Below are 17,579 nucleotides of genomic sequence, written 5' to 3'. Positions count from 1 at the left end.
AAAACGGTTTGATGATGTCTATTTAGCGATTATTCAACGATGGCCAAAATATCGTTTTCGCTCATGATAAGCACTTCTTCACCATCAAGCTTTTCGGTTTTCACACCGTAACCATCATTAAAAACAACGATATCGCCAACTTTTACATCTAGGGCACGAACTTCACCGTTTTCTAAAATACGACCATTACCAACAGCAACAACTTTACCGCGAGTTGATTTTTCGGCGGCAGAGCCTGTTAGTACAATACCACCAGCAGATTTGCTTTCTTGCTCTTGGCGTTTAACGATTACGCGATCGTGTAAAGGACGAATTGCCATCTTTTCAATCTCCTGAAATATGCAAGATTAGATTTAATTTTGTTCCTTATGGAACTCAATAAAACATTCGAGTAGACCGTATGATCTACTCCGTTGAATTTGTTGCCAGCGTAAATGGGGGTGGCAGCAATGATCTCAAGGATCTTTTTTAAAAAAATTTGTATTTTTTTTCATTGTTCGGCGAAAGCGGTGATTTCTGGTTAATAAAATGCTCTATTTGACGTTTAAGCCAGAGATTCCGAAATGAATTTGGAATGACACCAATGCATTCTGGATGCCGCATCGTTGTGCGGCATTGTTGTGCGGCATGACGGCGATATTAAGGATTTTCTTAGAGCCTCTTCGTCATGCTGATGTATATCATCATCTCTTGAAAGGTAGTGTGGTTTAAGGCTGTTCTTTATCGTTGTTTACATCCTTGATTGCAGGATTGTCGGTTCGGCGAAATTCACCTTCAATAATGTCTTCTTGGGATTGTGAATTTGAACGGTGATGTTCTGAGTGATAGGTGTAGGTAAACGATTGATTGGCATTCATCGTCATTTTATTGAAGAAGTTTTTAACCAGGTAGCTGGCAATCATAGGACGAGTGATGGGCAAGGTAAACAGCAGGCCGATAATGTCGGTAATAAATCCCGGGGTAACTAATAGCACGCCAGCAATTAATAATAATAATCCTTCGGCAAGCTCTTGACCGGGAAGCTGTCCTTGATGCATTTTATGCTGCGCTTGAACAAAGGTTTGTGTTCCTTGTTGGCGAACCAGTGATGCACCAATAAATGCCGTGATGATCACAATCGCCAAAGTGTTCCAGCCGCCGATGATGTCACCCACCTGCAACAACAGGGAAATTTCTACAATAGGCATGACGGCAAACAGAATGAATAATTTAAAAAACACGGTAATCCCAATTTGTTCTAATTTTAAAGGAACAACATTGTGGTAAATGTTGATTTCTCAATAGATGAAATTTTAACGGGCATGCATGGTTGTTCCTCTGAACGCCAGCTAAAAATGCCTGTTGGTAGCCAAGTTTATCACTTATCATGACATTGCTGTGAAATTATCGAGCAGTGTTGCAGGTCATAGGAGCTGTTATGTCAGACTTTTGCGTAATTTTGTGTACTTGCCCCAATATGTCGGTGGCGAGAGATATTGCATATCGTGCGGTTAAATCCCAGTTGGCTGCATGTGTGAACATTGTTCCCGGAGTGGTTTCTGTTTACATGTGGGAAGGGACGGTTCAGCAGGATCAGGAATGCCAGGTGATCGTTAAAACCAAAAAATCAGTGGAAAAGGAGCTTCGTGAAAGTATGTTTGAATTACATTCGTATGATTTGCCTGAATGGGTTGTGTTGGATATTAGTCATGCCAGTGAAGATTACGCAGATTGGATAAGAAAAAGTGTTAAATGAATAAAATAAACCCTCTATTTGCTCGTATTTTTTGGATTTTCTTTTGCTTTATTAGTGTTACGTTCCATGTTCAGGGGCAGCAAAATGACTTTATGTCAGATCTGTTCCAGGAGCAGCCGGAATTCTTGCCTGTGGATCAGGCATTTCAGTTCGATTTTTATCAAAAGGACGATCAACTAACGCTCAGCTGGCAAATTGCTGAGGGTTACTACCTCTACAAGAAACAATTTAAAACCGTGGTGAAACAGGCCGAGTTGGGGGAGCCTGTTTTCCCTGAAGCTCGCGAAATAGAAGATGAATTCTTCGGCGTGTCGGATGTCTTTTTTGAGCACGTAGATGTTCAGTTTCCTATAAAGCATTCCATTAACGATGGTGTGGTTAAGATCCAATATCAAGGCTGTGCCGAGCTCGGATTGTGTTACCCGCCTACGACAAAGGTTGTGTATTTGTCTGAGGTAGTTGCCAAGGCAACTGATTCTGGCAACCATGCAACAGAACCTTCTTCGGTTATATCGATTAAAGAGCAAGAAAGTTCAAGCGCGCCTGTGTCTGAACAATTCCAGTTACTGGATTTGCTAAAAAGCCAGGACAGTATGTTTTTAACATTGTTAGGCTTTTTGTTGCTGGGTATTGGCCTTGCTTTCACACCATGCGTATTTCCCATGTATCCCATTATTTCTGGCATTGTTGTGGGACAAGGAAAGAACGCTAACACCAGTCATACGTTGAGTTTGTCTCTGATTTACGTTCAAGGGATGGCTCTGACCTATTCATTGTTAGGGTTGGTTGTGGCCAGTGCGGGTGTGCAGTTTCAGGCAGCATTACAGCACCCTGCCATTTTGACGGTTTTAATCGTGGTGTTTGTTGCCTTGGCTGCGGCGATGTTTGGAGCATATGAGTTGCAATTGCCGTCAAGTTGGCAGGTTAAACTGAATAATCTGAGCAACCAGCAAAAAGGCGGCAGTTACTTTGGCGTGTTTGTGATGGGAGCGATTTCCGGATTAGTGGCGTCGCCTTGTACTACAGCACCGTTAACCGCTATTTTGCTCTATATCGCGCAAAGCGGCGATTTGATGTTGGGCTTTACGGCGCTTTACGTACTTAGTTTTGGCATGGGTATTCCACTGGTTGCCTTTGCTGTGACTGGCGGTAAGTTGCTACCTAAAGCTGGCAACTGGATGAATGTGGTTAAAGTGACGTTCGGTTTTATGATGCTGGCTGTGGCGCTGGTGTTCGTTGAACGCATGTATAGTGGTTTCTGGATAAGCATGGTTTGGGGCGTATTAGGCTTAGCCATGTTTGGTTACTACTATGAGAAGAATCAACAAACGGTCTTGACCTTCTGGAAGGGTGTTCGAACGGTTGTCATTTTCTTGGGAATGTTTGCTTCTGCCATTTATGGTTATGAAAAAATTCGTGATTCTTTGATGCCGGAAACTGCACAGCAAGTTGGTACAGAAATGGCGCATTTGCAGTTCAAGATTGTGAAGAATTACGCTGATTTTGAACAAAAAGTCGCGCAAGCCAATGCTCAGGGTAAATCGGTAATGATCGACCTTTATGCGGATTGGTGTGTGGCTTGTAAGGAATTTGAAAAATACACCTTTCCGGATCCTCGAGTGAAAGCCGTATTAGCGAATACCGAGCTATTCCAAATCGATCTTACCGACAACACGCCTGAAAATTTGGAGTTCCAGGAAGCCTTTAGCGTGTTAGGGCTGCCGACCATTATGTTTTTTGATGTGAATGGAACAGAATTGGAAAGAGCCAGAGTGACGGGGTTTATGCCGGCAGATCGCTTTGCTGAGCATATTAATCGCGCTTTGAAGTGATTAATATCGGGTAACGGATAACTGTGGATTCCTGTTTTTAAGCCGGAATCCGCAGTTATTGAATTTAGTTATTTAATTATTGAGTTCCGAATATCTTGTCTCCAGCATCACCCACACCAGGGATGATATAACCTTTTTCATTGAGTCCCTCATCAATGGTTGCTGTGTAAATATCGACGTCGGGGTGAGCATCGGTAATCGTCTTAATACCTTCAGGACAAGCCAGCAATACCAGGCACATAATATCGGTACAGCCTTTGCTTTTGATCAGCTCAATAGCGGCTTTCATTGTTCCACCCGTAGCGAGCATGGGATCCACGATCAGCGCTGTTCGTTGGTGGATGTCTTTAACGACCTTATCGAAATAAGCTACAGGCTCTAATGTTTCTTCATCTCGGTATAAACCTACAACACTGACTTTGGCGGTGGGAACCAGACTCATTACGCCGTCTAACATTCCCAATCCTGCGCGCAAAATAGGTACTAAAGTGAGAGTTTTTCCCACAATACGCTTAACTTTGATGGGTTTTTCTTGCCATCCCATTATTTCAACTTCTTCTGTCGGAAGGTGACGTGTTGCCTCGTAAGTTAGAAGGTTGCCTATTTCACTGGCGAGCTCGCGAAAACTTTTCGTACTAATGTTTAGCTCTCGCATGAGGCTAATTTTATGTTCCAGTAAGGGGTGGTGTATGTGGTGTACAGGCACAACTGTCTCCGTCCAGATATTAAGTTGAGTCGTGAGTATTTTTTTATATTAGAGAGGATACAGGTAGAAGCAATCATTTTTTATATTTTCAGGTTAAAAAATTAACCTGAAATTTCATTTGCAGCCTTTCATATGAAAATTTATTGGAATATTGGAGGGATTTGTTAGAAATAATCGTTATTTGAGGCAGAAAATACTCGAAAATGAAGAATTTTGATACTTAGGTTAGTTTTGATGGTGATTTATTACCTGCTTGGTAGTAATTTTTCTCGCAAATTGTCGGGGAAATAGTTTTAAATTTAATCTATTTGTGATAAAAATTTTACCTCGCTTGCCGTTGCTTAATTTTTTTAAGTGTGAAATAGTAGAACTTTGTGCTTATCGTCGCTGATAAGACCAGTAAATTGCTGTCATTTATGCAGATGCGCCTATAATTAGCATTTGTGTTTCAATTTTGGCGAAAAATCAGGTTGCTTTGCATTTTTCTCCATTTTGGCAGCTTAATTGCGAAGATGTATGCAAAATAGCGTATTTTAGGTGAGAGTTTATGCGGATTTTATTACTTAATGGCCCTAACTTAAATATGCTGGGTAAGCGTGAGCCAGCGGTTTATGGTTCTCAATCTTTGCAAGATATCGTTAATGGTCTGGATGTGTTAGCCGGAACATTAGGCGTAACCTTGGAGCATTATCAGAGCAATGCCGAGCATTTGTTGATCGAGAAGATCCACAATGCTATGGGAAGTCAGGATTTCATTATTATCAATCCTGGCGCTTTTACCCATACCAGTGTTGCTCTTCGTGATGCATTACTAAGTGTAGCCATTCCCTTTATTGAAGTGCATTTGTCTAATGTTCACGCCCGTGAACCCTTCCGTAAACACTCCTATTTGGCGGATGTTGCGCAAGGGGTGATTTGTGGTTTCGGTGCATTGGGCTACGAATTCGCGTTGCGAGCGGCAGTAGCAAAACTGTCTGCGCAATCTTAATTTTTAATTTTTATAATGAGTGACTGACCCATGGATATTCGAAAAATCAAAAAACTCATCGAGCTGGTAGAAGAGTCTGGTATTGCTGAGTTGGAAATTACTGAAGGTGAAGAATCTGTACGTATTAACCGCTACAGTGCTGCCCCGGCGTATGCTATGGCTCCAGCTACTTATACAGCTCCTGCACCAGCCCCTGCTCCAGCCGCTGCTGCGCCTGCGGCTGCGGAAGCGCCAGTTGCTGCTGCGCCTTCAGGTCACATTGTTCGTTCTCCAATGGTTGGCACTTTCTACCGTTCATCTTCTCCAGGTGCGAAAGCCTTCGTTGAAATTGGCGACACTGTAAAAGTGGGCGACACGCTTTGTATCGTTGAAGCGATGAAGATGATGAACCAAATCGAAAGTGACAAAGCTGGTGTTGTAAAAGAGATCTTGGTTGAAAACCAAGGCACGGTCGAATTCGACCAGCCGCTGTTCGTTATCGAATAAGCGGGTGCACTATGCTGGATAAAGTTCTAATTGCAAACCGTGGCGAGATTGCCCTACGGATCTTGCGTGCCTGCAAAGAGTTAGGCATCAAGACGGTAGCTGTGCATTCCTCGGCGGATAAAGATCTCAAACACGTGTTGTTGGCTGACGAATCTATTTGTATTGGTCGTGCATCAGCAACAGAAAGTTATTTAAACATCCCCGCTATTATCGCTGCGGCAGAAGTTACCAATTCTGTTGCTATTCACCCTGGATATGGCTTTTTGGCTGAGAATGCTAATTTTGCTGAGCAGGTTGAAAAAAGCGGCTTTATCTTCATTGGCCCTAAAGCTGACACCATCAATTTGATGGGCGATAAGGTTTCTGCTATCGAAGCGATGAAGAAAGCGGGTGTTCCATGCGTACCGGGTTCTGATGGGCCTCTAGGTGAAAATGGCGATACTAACAAATCTATCGCCAAGCGTATTGGATACCCGATTATCATTAAAGCTGCCGGTGGTGGTGGTGGTCGTGGTATGCGTGTGGTTCATAATGAGAAAGATTTGCTTGAATCTATCGCGATGACCAAGGCTGAAGCGAAAGCTGCTTTCAACAACGACGTTGTTTATATGGAGAAATTCCTTGAAAACCCACGTCACGTTGAAATTCAGGTTCTGGCTGATGGTCAGGGCAATGCGGTTCACTTGTGTGAACGTGATTGCTCTATGCAACGTCGTCACCAGAAAGTGGTTGAAGAAGCGCCAGCACCAGGTATCACTCCTGAGATGCGTGCTCGCATTGGTGAGCGTTGCTGTAATGCGTGTGTGGATATTGGCTATCGTGGTGCGGGTACTTTCGAGTTCTTGTATGAAAACGGCGAGTTCTATTTCATTGAAATGAACACACGTATTCAGGTTGAGCATCCGGTGACTGAAATGATTACTGGCGTTGACTTGATTAAGGAGCAATTACGTATTGCTGCAGGTCAGCCGTTGTCTATCGACCAGTCAGAAATTCGTGTTCGAGGCCATGCCATCGAGTGCCGTATTAATGCTGAAGATCCGAAAACTTTCATTCCATCACCTGGAACTATTACTCGATTCCATCCTGCGGGTGGCATGGGAGTGCGTTGGGATTCTCACATTTATTCTGGTTACACAGTACCGCCTTACTATGATTCGATGATCGGTAAACTGATCACTTATGGTGAGAGTCGTGATGTTGCTATTGCCCGTATGCGTCATGCATTGGATGAATTGGTTGTTGACGGTATCAAGACCAATATTCCGCTGCAAAAACGTATTATGTCAGACCAGAACTTCCGTAATGGTGGCACTAACATTCTGTATCTTGAATGGAAGTTGCAACACGAGGAAGAAGCTCAATAAACTTAAGAAATCTCTTATCCTGATTTTAAAAACTGCGCTCTATGTATTTAGAGCGCAGTTTTTTTATGGGCGTTTGCTATGGGGGAATTGAGATGTTGATATTCATCAGTATGATGAAGAGTAAGTAGAGAGCAATCAGAAGATCAATCCGCATGAGCCGCAGGTAAAAGCTTCTTATAGATACTCAGTGAAATCACCAAAATCACGATGGGGCACAACATAAAATAGAACGCTGTTTGGCCATCAAAATGCTCGAATATCATGCCCGTGGTCAAACTACCCAAAGTGCCGCCAAGTGCGGAAAAGATCACAATCAAGCCGGTCATTGCAGCATGCTGATGAGTAGGAAGCGAGCTTAATACAACGGAGTTAATCGCCGGGTAAATCGGCGCCATAAATAAGCCAACCAATGGCAGAATAAAAGCGGCTAATGGGACTGCTGACCAGCTTTGAATCAACTCGCCCCCCGTATTTTCCGGAGCCATCGGAATAACCAATAATATCAGCCCTGCCATGGAAAACAGGCAAATCATCAGGAAAGGGAACCAGTTAAGCTTACGCAAAACAACCCCGGCAGATAGACGACCAATAGCCAGGCACGCAGCAAAAATACTGGTGATTTGCACACTGATGTGGTTCGCCAGATTCAGCACTGTGTTGTTGAACGTGGGCAACCAGGTTCCAACACCTTGCTCTATTAGCACGTAGAAAAAAGCGCAAATCACGAACATTACCACAAAGGGCAGCCAAGCCAGTTTCAACATGGAGGCAAAGCTATTGCCCGAAACCTGTTCTGATTCATGCTTGTCTTCAGGAAGGTCGGTAGACCAAAGCAATAAGAAGTTCGCCATGCATATACCAGCTAAAAGCCAGTAAACCGACAGCCATTGCATGGATTCAGGATGATCCGGGTCGATATACATGGCAAATAGCCAATAACCCATTAGTACGCCAACCATAAAGCACCCTTCAACTATGTTCATATTGGAGGCATGAGCTGTTTTACTGTGGGAAACCTTTCCTATCAAGGCATAAACCGAGACCTTTACCAGCGCGAAGCTAACGCCAACCGACAAAAACAGCAGCTTGGTCATCATAAAGTTACCCACAATCGGCATGAGCAAGCTGGTGCTGGCAACAATCAACATGCTGGTGAGCATGGCGCGTTTAAAGCCAAATTTAGGCAAATAAGCGGCAAACAGGAAAGAAACCACTGCGATAGGAATGTCTTTGAAACCTTCTAAAGTGCTGGCTGAGGTTTTGCTTACGCCAAAACTGGAAATGGATTGCAAAATCACGGTTCCGACGCTGTTTAACAAAATCGCAAACACGATGTAAGTGCTAATCAACGCCAGCAAAACACGGAGATGCCCGTTACTTTGGGTTGCAGCTTGTTGGGCTATCTGAGTGTTTTCCATTTGAGTGTTTCTCGCAGTTTTTACACTAGGTTAACTAAATTCTTACATGGAAATAAATCTTTTGCAAACGATTGCAAAGATTCTTTAATGCAGTAATACTAGATCTAAACCTGAAACAAATTTGAACAAGCGAGTGTGAGTTTAGAGATGTTGAACATCGAGTCAGAGCCATCCTGGGTATTGCATGAAGACATGCAAGCCGTCACTAATTTAAGGTTGTCAGAAACCCTGTTCTCTCAAGGGAACGGCTTTATTGGTGTACGTGGAACGCCTGAAGAGGGATGGCAAGCTCGTGGTGCAAACCCATCTCAACATGCGGGTAATGAGATTAGCTGCGAAGGCATCTACTTAAATGGTTTATATAGCCGCGAACCTATCCCGTATGGCGAATCTGCTTATGCTTTTGCTACTTATAACGACAAGTTATTGCAAGTCCCTAACGCCAAGAAGATTGGCTTTGAATTCGCTGGTGAGCATGACATTGTTGAGCATTTTCGACAGCTTGATATGCGCACGGGAATTCTCTCTCGCAGCAAGTTATATCAATTTAAACGTGGCGGTCAGGGTAAGGTTGACGCTGAGCGTTTTGTTTCTGTCGCGCAAGATAATCTTCTGTGCTTGAAACTGGTATTTACGGCGGTTGATCAAGATCTGGAATTAACACTCACTCCTGATATTGACGATGCTTATGGGATGGTCACGAATCCCGATGATCCAAGAGCGGGTGAGTTGTCTATTTCTGATACCTTATCCTTATTAAATACTGAAAGAGGAAATGACTTCGTTCGTTGTATTCATGCGATCGAAGGCGTTGATACGCTGGTCTCAACCATTTGCCATGACAGCCTGAAATTAGGCAATGAAAGCCGAACTCTGCTTGCTGGTGAAGCGGATAAAATCACGATTCCTGCCGGTTCAAGCGCCGAATTAACGCGATATGTGCTGTTTCATAGCGGTAAAGATGCCGAGCAGGTTAAACAAATTAGCCAACAGGCAATGGCTCAGTTATTAGAGTCTGATTATGAAGCTCTTAAACAGCGTCATGTAGGGGTTTATAACGATTTTTGGCGTAATGCTGAATTGGAAATGTCGCTCTCTGATGAAGAGCAAGATGAACAATCTGGCGATATGTTGCAAGGCTTGCGTTTTAGTATGTTTCAGTTATTCCAATCAGCAGGCCGTAATGGGACATCCGCTGTTGCTGCCAAAGGCTTGTCTGGCCCTGGTTATGATGGTCATTATTTCTGGGATACTGAAATTTACATTATCCCTTTCTTTGCGCTCACTCAGCCTGAAATCGCCAAACAATTGCTGTTGTATCGTTATCATACGCTGGATAAAGCGCGTGAACGTGCGCGTCAGATGTCGCACGACAAAGGGGCTTTGTTTGCATGGCGCACTATTAGCGGTGAAGAGTGTTCGGCGTTTTTTCCTGCCAGTACCGCTCAATATCACATTAATGCCGCCGTTGCTTTTGCCTTGAGAACCTATTTCAGGGCAACGAACGACTGGCAGTTCATGCGTGAATATGGCGTGGAAATCCTGATTGAAACTGCTCGATTATGGGCACAATTAGGCCACTTCAATAGCAATAAAGGTGGTGCGTTCTGTATTGATGGTGTGACTGGCCCTGATGAATACACAGCTATTGTAAACAACAACTTTTACACCAATTACATGGCAAAACAGAATTTGCTATTTGCTGTTGAAGCATTACAAAAGCTGCAATTGGATACCGTCACTGAATATTCCGCGCTAAAAGCTAGATTGAACCTTGATGATGGTGAAGTCGAAGAGTGGCGTAAAATGGCCGATAAAATGTATCTGCCCTTTGATCAGCAACGCAATTTACATCCACAAGATGATTCATTCCTGGATAAAGAAGTCTGGGATGTCGCTAATCATCCGGCAGAAAAATCGCCATTATTGCTGCATTATCATCCGTTAGTGATTTATCGCTTTCAGGTGCTCAAGCAAGCCGATGTGATTCTGGCAATGCTACTTGGCGACAATGATTTTACCCAAGAACAGAAACGTGGCAATTTGGCTTATTACGAGCCCTTAACTACCCATGATTCAACCTTGTCTTCCTGTATTCACAGTATGCTGTACGCCGAAGTGGGCAACATGGAAAAAGCTTATGAATTCTTTGGTGATTCGGCGCGTATGGACTTGGATAATTTGCATCACAACACCGAATACGGTGTACATACTGCCTGTATGGCGGGAGCCTGGAATTGTGTTGTGTTTGGCTTCATGGGCGTGCGTTTACGTGAAGAGGGCTTGTATTTTCAGCCGGCTATGCCTGAACAATGGCAGTCGGTGACTCAGGTGATTAGTTACCAGGGGCGCAAAATCAAGGCTCACATGGATAAGCAGGGGTTGCAGTTGCAGTTGTTATCGGGCGACGAGATTACTGTGTATTGTTATGAGCAAACCGTGTCACTGAAGAGCGGCATCAATGCTCAGCTAAATTTTCAAACAGTCAATTCCTGAAATTGAGGTGTATTCATGAGTGCAAGTTCAGCGCAAAAAGCCGTTATTTTTGATTTGGATGGTGTGTTAACCGACACGGCTCATTATCATTTTCTGGCCTGGAAACATATTGCAGAACAGGTCGGTGTGCATTTCGATGAAGAAAGTAACGAGCAGTTGAAAGGTATTGATCGCTTAAATTCGTTGAAGTTCATTCTGGATCAAAGTGAACAGCGCTTTTCTGAGCAAGAATTTCTGGCGCTGGCTGAACAGAAAAACAAGCATTACCAATCGTTGATTTCTAATATGAAGCCACAAGACGTGTTTCCTGGTGTACGTGATCTATTGGCATCCTTAAGATCCGATGATTTTGCCCTTGGCGTGGCATCCGTTAGTAAAAATGCCTTGTTTGTACTGGACAAGATCGCGCTGATTAAAGACTTTGATTTTGTTGCTGATGCCGCCAAAATCAAAAATACCAAACCACATCCCGAGATTTTCCTGACAGTGGCACAAGCCTTAAGTATTGCGCCTGAAAGCTGTGTCGGTATTGAAGATGCCTCTGCTGGCGTCACTGCAATTAAAGCCGCTAACATGCCAGCCATCGGCGTGGGCAGTGCTGAGCAACTTGGTCACGCCGACGAAATCGTCGCTAAAACCGGTGATATTACCTTAGGGCAAATATTACGATTGCTGAATCAGCTTTAATTTGGGCTGTGCTAGCTGTTCTACAAAATGTATCTAAAAAAGTTGCTATTATTTAAAGAAACTATTTTTTAGGTGCTATGAGATTTCCTACTCGCCTTGTCTCCTATGCGGCTTCATTTGTCACATTATTGGTGTGTGTCATGATGTTGTTGATGCAGTCGCTATCGCTTATTGAGCAATCTCAGAAACGCGAATCGCAGATTTTATATCGAGATTTCATTTCGCAAATTCAGGCTAAAGGACGCACCGCTGTTAATATTGCTGCGACTTTGGCGAATCAGGAAAACGTTAAGCAAGCCATGTCTGAATTTGATAGAGATACGCTGGAAAGTATCATGCTATCAACCTGGAGACTGCTTCAGTCTGAATACAACGTTAAACAATTTCAATTCCATACACCCAACGGTGAGTCTTTTAAACGTATGCACGCCCCTCATTTATTCGGCGATTCCCTTGTTGCTTTTCGACATACACTGGTTGAAGCCTTGGCAAGGGAAACCTCTATCGTTGGGCTTGAGAAGGGCGTATACGGTGTTGGTATTCGAGGCGTGGTTCCTATCTTTGATAATAACAATTCATTAATCGGCAGCGTGGAATTAGGCTTTTCATTTGATGAAGCCTTTTTGAATACCTTTGCGTTAGATGCGAAAGCCGATGTTGCTGTGTACTTTGAAGATAAAGGTAAGTACATACTTTACGCTTCCACGTTGAGTAATGATGAGCTTGAAAAGAATGGCTTGGCAAGTCAGCTTGCTGCGCCACAAGTTTCCTGGAAAAAAACAGTAGGTGAAAACCAGTATTTATATACGTCTGATGTTATTAAAGATTTTAATGGCTCTAAAATGGGATATGTCGTTTTTCGGATGGATAGAAGTTTCTATCACCAATCAACGGTAAAAGCCTTCGTGTTGGCTGGTAGTATACTTTTTACTGGCTTGGTTTTTCTGTTCATTATTTATTATGTGAATCGTTCTATTGCAAAGAGAAAAGAAATTGAAGCGCAGCAAAAAGCCGCGTTAGAAAAAAGTGAAGAGCAAAATAAAAATATGCTCAGTTACATCGTTGAAAAGGAAAAAATAGCGTCATTGAATAAGGTAGTTGCAGGGTTAGCTCACGAAATCAATACACCTCTTGGCGTTGCGAACACAGCAAACAGTATTGCTGTCTCGAATGTTAGTGAGTTGGCTGATAAATACTCCAGAGAAGAGCTGACAGAAGGGGGATTGAAGGGCTTTTTGACGTCGTCGGGCAAAGCGCTTGCACTGGTCGAGTCTAATTTGTTGCGCATTACCCGGTTGGTTGAGAAATTTAAAGGTCTGACGGCGAATAATGATTCATACAAAGAAAAGCAGATTTCAGTGCGAGAGACCTTATTAAATGTACTGAATTCATTTGAAAATCAGGTCAAAGAACAAAAGGCCGTCGTGAATATTGATATTGATGAGAAAATGGTCATTACCTGTAATTACCCCGATATGATCAATATTCTTACTCATGCATTTTCAAATATGCTCCAGCATGGCGTTGGCGAGGCTGTTGAGCCTCAGCTAAATATTGCCGCAGAGATTCGGGGCGACTTCTTGTTCTTAACGATGACAGATAATGGGCCAGGGGTAAGCGCTGATCTATTCCCATATTTATTTGAACCTTTTTATACAACGGCAAGAAACAAACAATGTACAGGATTAGGACTCAGTATTATCCACAACACAGTCGTGTATAACCTTGGTGGAGATGTCAGTATTGTCAGCCCTGTAACAGAGCAGGGGGGATTCCAGTTGATACTAAAAATCCCCGTGTACGGTAAACTTTCAGGGGAGCCGGCACGAGAAAATACCAATCACATCTAAATAAGTGTGCACAACTGTAAGTCACCTACAGAAATTGATCGCAGACTCGACGTAAATCCATCCCTGGAGTCTCCACAGCGGCTTCCCTGAGGCTGAAGGTCTGCTCACTACTTTCTGTAGGTGACTGATTATTTTGAACAGTAATTTAGGTATGTGATTGGTAACGCTTATCCCGAATGCAGGTACTTATCTTGGTGCAGGAATATTAAAGTACAGGCGAAACTTAGGAATGCGGCTCAGTATCAGCCACTCTATTGCCCAGACTACAGTGAGTGATGCAAACACGACCGGCAGTAGAATACTGGCTACCCAAACACTCACCAGAATAAATCGGCCTGTTTGTTGCGAAGGTGGTGCACCTAATGCGCCTGTTGGCTTTCTTTTCAGCCATAACCAGAAACCCGAACCGCTGAGTATCAGCAAGCAAATGGCAGTAAAGACTCCCAGTAGCTGATTAGCGAGTCCGAATAGCTGCCCTTCGTGCGCGGCGATACCGATATTAATGGCTTTATCCAGTGTTGATTTGTCGGCGAAATGACTGGTGCGAACCACTTTTCCATTATTATCAATCCAGGCTGTACTTCTGTTTGGACGGTTTTGATCCAAAGATGCGGCTTTCCATTGATTGACTTTGGCATTGCTAACTGAGAGTTCAACGGGGGCAGACAAGTTAAGCTGGTTCGCTTGTTGATAGATTTCCGGTTTAAGGTCGAAGACATCTGTGGCTTTTGCCATCCATTCCATTCTTGCCTGTGCGGGGTCGGTTGACCAGCTTTGTTCTGTCGCTGGCTGAGAGATAGATTGCGAATAATAGCTACGAATAGATTTAAAGCCATTTCCCCAAACGGTTGTCCAGGGCAGTCCGGTAATCAGCAGAAACAAAGCTAATCCCGATACCCAAATGCCTGTTACTGCATGTAAATCTCGCCAAAACTGGCGCCGTCCTCCGCTCAATCGTGGATATAATACGCCAGCTAAACCTTTGGTTGAGCGAGGCCACCATAAATATAGGCCAGTGCAGACCAGCACGATTGCCCAGCTTCCTGCTAATTCAACGAAAATAGAACCGGTTTTGCCCATAAGCAGTTCGCCATGCAGCTCTTTCGACCACTCACTCAATCGTTTCGTGACAGGTAGGGTGTCCATGACTTCAAGCGAGTAGGGATTGACATAGGCATACCATTTCTCACCTTGGTGACGCAGCGTTAAGCGCACCGCTTCTGTATTTGATGCGGGAAGTCGGTAGCTGATAAATCGGCTACCCGGCAAAGCGTTCAGGGCTGCTTGAATCTGTTCATTCGGCAGCGCTTTTTGGGCGGTTTCTTTAACAACAAAGCGGGATTCTGCATAGCCATCAAGTTGTGGTTTGAACAGATATATTGCGCCTGAAATCGATAAAATGATGACAAAGGGAATGCAGAAGATTCCAGCGTAAAAGTGCCAGCGCCATAGCGTGGCATAAATACGTTTGCTTGCTACTGAAGAACTCATAAATCGTATGCCACGCTAAAGTAGAATGTGCGGCCAGGCCAGGGGTGAGCCACGTATTTGATGTCGTTGCTTAGGTTGTCTACGCCAGCTCGAAACGACAGGTTGTCGTTCCATTGATATTTGGTTGTCAGGCCAATTCGGGTGTAACTGTCGATAGCACCATACACACCGGTTGCTGTGTCTGAGTTGTCAAGTTGGCCGTAACTGTCACTCGCATATTGTATGTTGGCACCTACTAACCATTGCTCGCTCAGGCTGTAATCCAGATTTAAGTTAGTGCGCCATTTGGGGATTCTGGGATAGTCTTTGCCTTCATAATCGGGCTCGGCGTTATTTTCTTCGATAACAGAGCGCGTGTAGGTTGCGTTAAAGCGCAGGTTCAAGTTGGGAATGAGAAAGTCTTTCTGCTGAGCGATCCATTCAATACCTCGCGTTAATACGTTATCAACCGGAATAAAGGTACGTAAGGATTGCCCGCCTGCCAGAGTTAGCGACTGAGATTCGATCACGTTATCAATATCGTCGATGAAGATATTCAGTTGTAGCAAACCATCGTCTTGACGTTTTTGAATCGACAGATTGTGATGGCGTCCTGCTTCGGGAGCCAAATTCGGGTTGGCAACGCTGATCGCATTATAGGCTTGATACTGCGCGAAGAGTTCTTCAACGATGGGGAAGCGATAAGCTTGCGCGAAGGCATAGCGAATATCCCAATCTTCTGCTGGTTGGTAGCCAATACTCAGTTTGGGAGAGAAGCGGCTTTCCGAGGATGACGGAACCTGATTTTGAGTTAATCCGCTAGTGTTATTACTGCTAAAATAACCGCCTGAACTATCGAAAGACTCATAACGTAAACCCAGTGTCGCATCCCAATCGGGAGTTGCTTGCCATCCAAGTTCGCTGAATATGCCCGCCAGTTTGGTTTTGCCTCCGTTTTGGCTGGTGAGCGTTGTGTTACTGAGTTCGAGATAATCTGGCGCACTATATAACGAGTAGTTTAATTCGTAGGATTCGAGTCTGGCTCCGGTGACGAGCTGCAAGGCATCACTGCCAAGTTCTCGTACTGTGAGTTTCACTTCTGCTGTTGTCCAGCCTGTATCGTCATAATCAGCAATTTGACCTGCGACAGTGAAGCTTGGGTCTTGCGGGTTTTGCGCCGATGTTCCGGTTTCATCTTTGAGGATATCAAATTGGTTGATATTCCCTTCCAATGCCAGATTATCCGAAAGATCGCCTCTTACGCGTAACCCAATTGACAGGCTTTGGCGAACTTGTTCTTTTACCGCTAACCTGCTTGCTGGCACTTTAATAGTGCGATCTCCTTGAGTGACAACGCCGCTATAAATTTGGCTGCCGTTACTGTCGGTAAGGTAGCTATTGGGGTTATTGGCTTTGGAATTTCTGTCTTCAAAGGCGATGTTCATCAATGTCGACCAATTTTCAAAGTCGTAACCCACTTTCAACTTGTAGTTGTCGGTTCGTTCATTGACGATACCTGTATCGCCGAAAAATAGCTGTGTACGGCCATATTGGTCTTGTTCAACAATACCGCCAGTGACTCCAGTTGCACCAGAGCTATTGGCGTTACTGCCGTAGTAGAACGACTGTGGCTGTGAGTCGTTATCCAAGCGGTTGTAGGACGCATAAAGGCTAAGATCGCCAAACTTATTGCCTACCGATACAAACGACTTATTGCCATTCACTTTGTCATCAAAGCCGTAAGCATTGAAGTCTTGCTGGAATACACTGGTATCAAAATGGAATTCAAATTCTTGAGGAATGGCAGTTTCGATAAGCACTACGCCGCCCATAGCGTTACCGCTGTACTGTGCGCTAAATGGGCCATAGAGCACTTGTACGTCTGCTATTTCACTGGCGGAAACCATTGTCCAGCGAGGCGCGCCATTCCAGCGTGATTGCAGGAGGTAGTGCAAAGGTACGCCATCGGCAAAGACCATCGAACGGCTGGTCTGAAACATATTGGAACCGCGAATACCCAAAGTACCGTTGGCATCACCAATATAACGACGTCGAATAGTCAGGCTGGGCTCGTATTTTACGATGTCCTCAGTGGTGACGATATTAACGCTTTCCAAATCTTCGGGGGTGACACGTGATGAGGGATTGGTGGTGAATTGATTCGAGGTTGAATCGCTACCCCAAACCACGACTTTTTCTATATTGTCTTCGCTATCGGCGAGACTTAAGTTGCTATAGCCGATTCCACTGAGAAATACGCCCCCGGTTAACAAAAATACAGATTTCCTGATCATTACAACTGATCCCATTATTTTTTGGGATCGAAGTTTACATAGGGTAACAATTTCAACAATGTGGCAAATTGTCGCAGATCAGAGGTGATTTTTTTCGTGAAACGAAAAATTGCAGAAATAAGAGTGAACCATGTAAAGCTGGGCATGCAATTTGGCTGTTTCAAAGAGTAACGCAAGAGCTACTCAACGTGGCTTTTGGGTGTTAGCATCGTAAAAACTTCACCGATAAATTTTCACTCAAGTGGATGCT

The 17,579-nt window shown here is 44.0% G+C and carries 14 protein-coding genes; 8 read left to right on the top strand and 6 right to left on the bottom strand.

The features are described 5' to 3' along the window. Nucleotides 1–29: 29 nt before the first annotated feature. A complete protein-coding gene (locus KIH87_RS16845; RefSeq protein ID WP_232359020.1) occupies nucleotides 30–320 on the bottom strand; it encodes a co-chaperone GroES in 291 nt (96 codons plus the stop codon). A 387-nt stretch (nucleotides 321–707) separates the two neighbouring features. Next, entirely contained in the window at nucleotides 708–1,187 is a 480-nt protein-coding gene (locus KIH87_RS16840; RefSeq protein ID WP_408635822.1) for an FxsA family protein, read from the bottom strand. Between the two features lie 230 nt (nucleotides 1,188–1,417). Here KIH87_RS16840 and cutA point away from each other — a divergent pair, with 230 nt between their 5' ends. Both cutA and KIH87_RS16830 read left to right on the top strand, forming a co-directional pair. Continuing rightward, nucleotides 1,418–1,735 (top strand): divalent-cation tolerance protein CutA, encoded by a 318-nt coding sequence (gene cutA / locus KIH87_RS16835; protein WP_232359018.1) that lies wholly within the window; start codon nucleotides 1,418–1,420, stop codon nucleotides 1,733–1,735. Next, entirely contained in the window at nucleotides 1,732–3,567 is a 1,836-nt protein-coding gene (locus KIH87_RS16830) for a protein-disulfide reductase DsbD (RefSeq protein ID WP_232359017.1), read from the top strand. The genes cutA and KIH87_RS16830 overlap by 4 nt, the downstream gene beginning before the upstream one ends. A gap of 76 nt (nucleotides 3,568–3,643) precedes the next feature. Here KIH87_RS16830 and upp read toward each other — a convergent pair whose 3' ends face one another. After that, on the bottom strand, nucleotides 3,644–4,222 hold the full coding sequence (gene upp / locus KIH87_RS16825; protein ID WP_408635821.1) for a uracil phosphoribosyltransferase: 579 nt from the start codon (nucleotides 4,220–4,222) through the stop codon (nucleotides 3,644–3,646). 598 nt (nucleotides 4,223–4,820) lie between these two features. Between upp and aroQ the strand changes: the two genes are divergently transcribed. From aroQ to accC, 3 genes are read left to right on the top strand one after another with little or no spacing between them, the layout of a single operon-like run. Then, nucleotides 4,821–5,261: a type II 3-dehydroquinate dehydratase gene (gene aroQ / locus KIH87_RS16820; RefSeq protein ID WP_232359015.1), complete on the top strand. Its 441-nt coding sequence runs from the start codon at nucleotides 4,821–4,823 to the stop codon at nucleotides 5,259–5,261. Between the two features lie 30 nt (nucleotides 5,262–5,291). Further along, nucleotides 5,292–5,747, top strand: a complete 456-nt coding sequence (gene accB / locus KIH87_RS16815) for an acetyl-CoA carboxylase biotin carboxyl carrier protein (RefSeq protein ID WP_232359014.1) — start codon at nucleotides 5,292–5,294, stop codon at nucleotides 5,745–5,747. 11 nt (nucleotides 5,748–5,758) lie between these two features. Next, nucleotides 5,759–7,114: an acetyl-CoA carboxylase biotin carboxylase subunit gene (gene accC / locus KIH87_RS16810; RefSeq protein WP_232359013.1), complete on the top strand. Its 1,356-nt coding sequence runs from the start codon at nucleotides 5,759–5,761 to the stop codon at nucleotides 7,112–7,114. 143 nt (nucleotides 7,115–7,257) lie between these two features. Here the strand turns inward: accC and KIH87_RS16805 are convergent, their stop codons facing one another. Next, nucleotides 7,258–8,532, bottom strand: coding sequence for an MFS transporter (locus KIH87_RS16805; RefSeq protein WP_232359012.1), 1,275 nt, complete (start codon nucleotides 8,530–8,532; stop codon nucleotides 7,258–7,260). A gap of 147 nt (nucleotides 8,533–8,679) precedes the next feature. Here KIH87_RS16805 and KIH87_RS16800 point away from each other — a divergent pair, with 147 nt between their 5' ends. The 3 genes from KIH87_RS16800 (at nucleotide 8,680) to KIH87_RS16790 (ending at nucleotide 13,565) form a co-directional block, all read left to right on the top strand. Then, entirely contained in the window at nucleotides 8,680–11,028 is a 2,349-nt protein-coding gene (locus tag KIH87_RS16800; protein ID WP_232359011.1) for a glycoside hydrolase family 65 protein, read from the top strand. Between the two features lie 15 nt (nucleotides 11,029–11,043). Further along, the gene (gene pgmB, locus KIH87_RS16795; RefSeq protein ID WP_232359010.1) at nucleotides 11,044–11,715 is read left to right on the top strand and encodes a beta-phosphoglucomutase; all 672 of its coding nucleotides are present in this window, start codon (nucleotides 11,044–11,046) and stop codon (nucleotides 11,713–11,715) included. Between the two features lie 77 nt (nucleotides 11,716–11,792). After that, a complete protein-coding gene (locus tag KIH87_RS16790) occupies nucleotides 11,793–13,565 on the top strand; it encodes a cache domain-containing protein (RefSeq protein WP_232359009.1) in 1,773 nt (590 codons plus the stop codon). A 186-nt stretch (nucleotides 13,566–13,751) separates the two neighbouring features. On the opposite strand, the gene KIH87_RS16785 is transcribed toward KIH87_RS16790, so the two are convergent. Both KIH87_RS16785 and KIH87_RS16780 read right to left on the bottom strand, forming a co-directional pair. Continuing rightward, nucleotides 13,752–15,056: a PepSY-associated TM helix domain-containing protein gene (locus KIH87_RS16785; RefSeq protein WP_232359008.1), complete on the bottom strand. Its 1,305-nt coding sequence runs from the start codon at nucleotides 15,054–15,056 to the stop codon at nucleotides 13,752–13,754. Further along, on the bottom strand, nucleotides 15,053–17,329 hold the full coding sequence (locus KIH87_RS16780; RefSeq protein ID WP_232359007.1) for a TonB-dependent receptor: 2,277 nt from the start codon (nucleotides 17,327–17,329) through the stop codon (nucleotides 15,053–15,055). The genes KIH87_RS16785 and KIH87_RS16780 overlap by 4 nt, the downstream gene beginning before the upstream one ends. Nucleotides 17,330–17,579 lie beyond the last annotated feature (250 nt).

Source organism: Paraneptunicella aestuarii (assembly GCF_019900845.1).
Classification (GTDB): Bacteria; Pseudomonadota; Gammaproteobacteria; order Enterobacterales; family Alteromonadaceae; genus Paraneptunicella; species Paraneptunicella aestuarii.
This window is presented reverse-complemented; position numbering and strand designations above follow the sequence as displayed.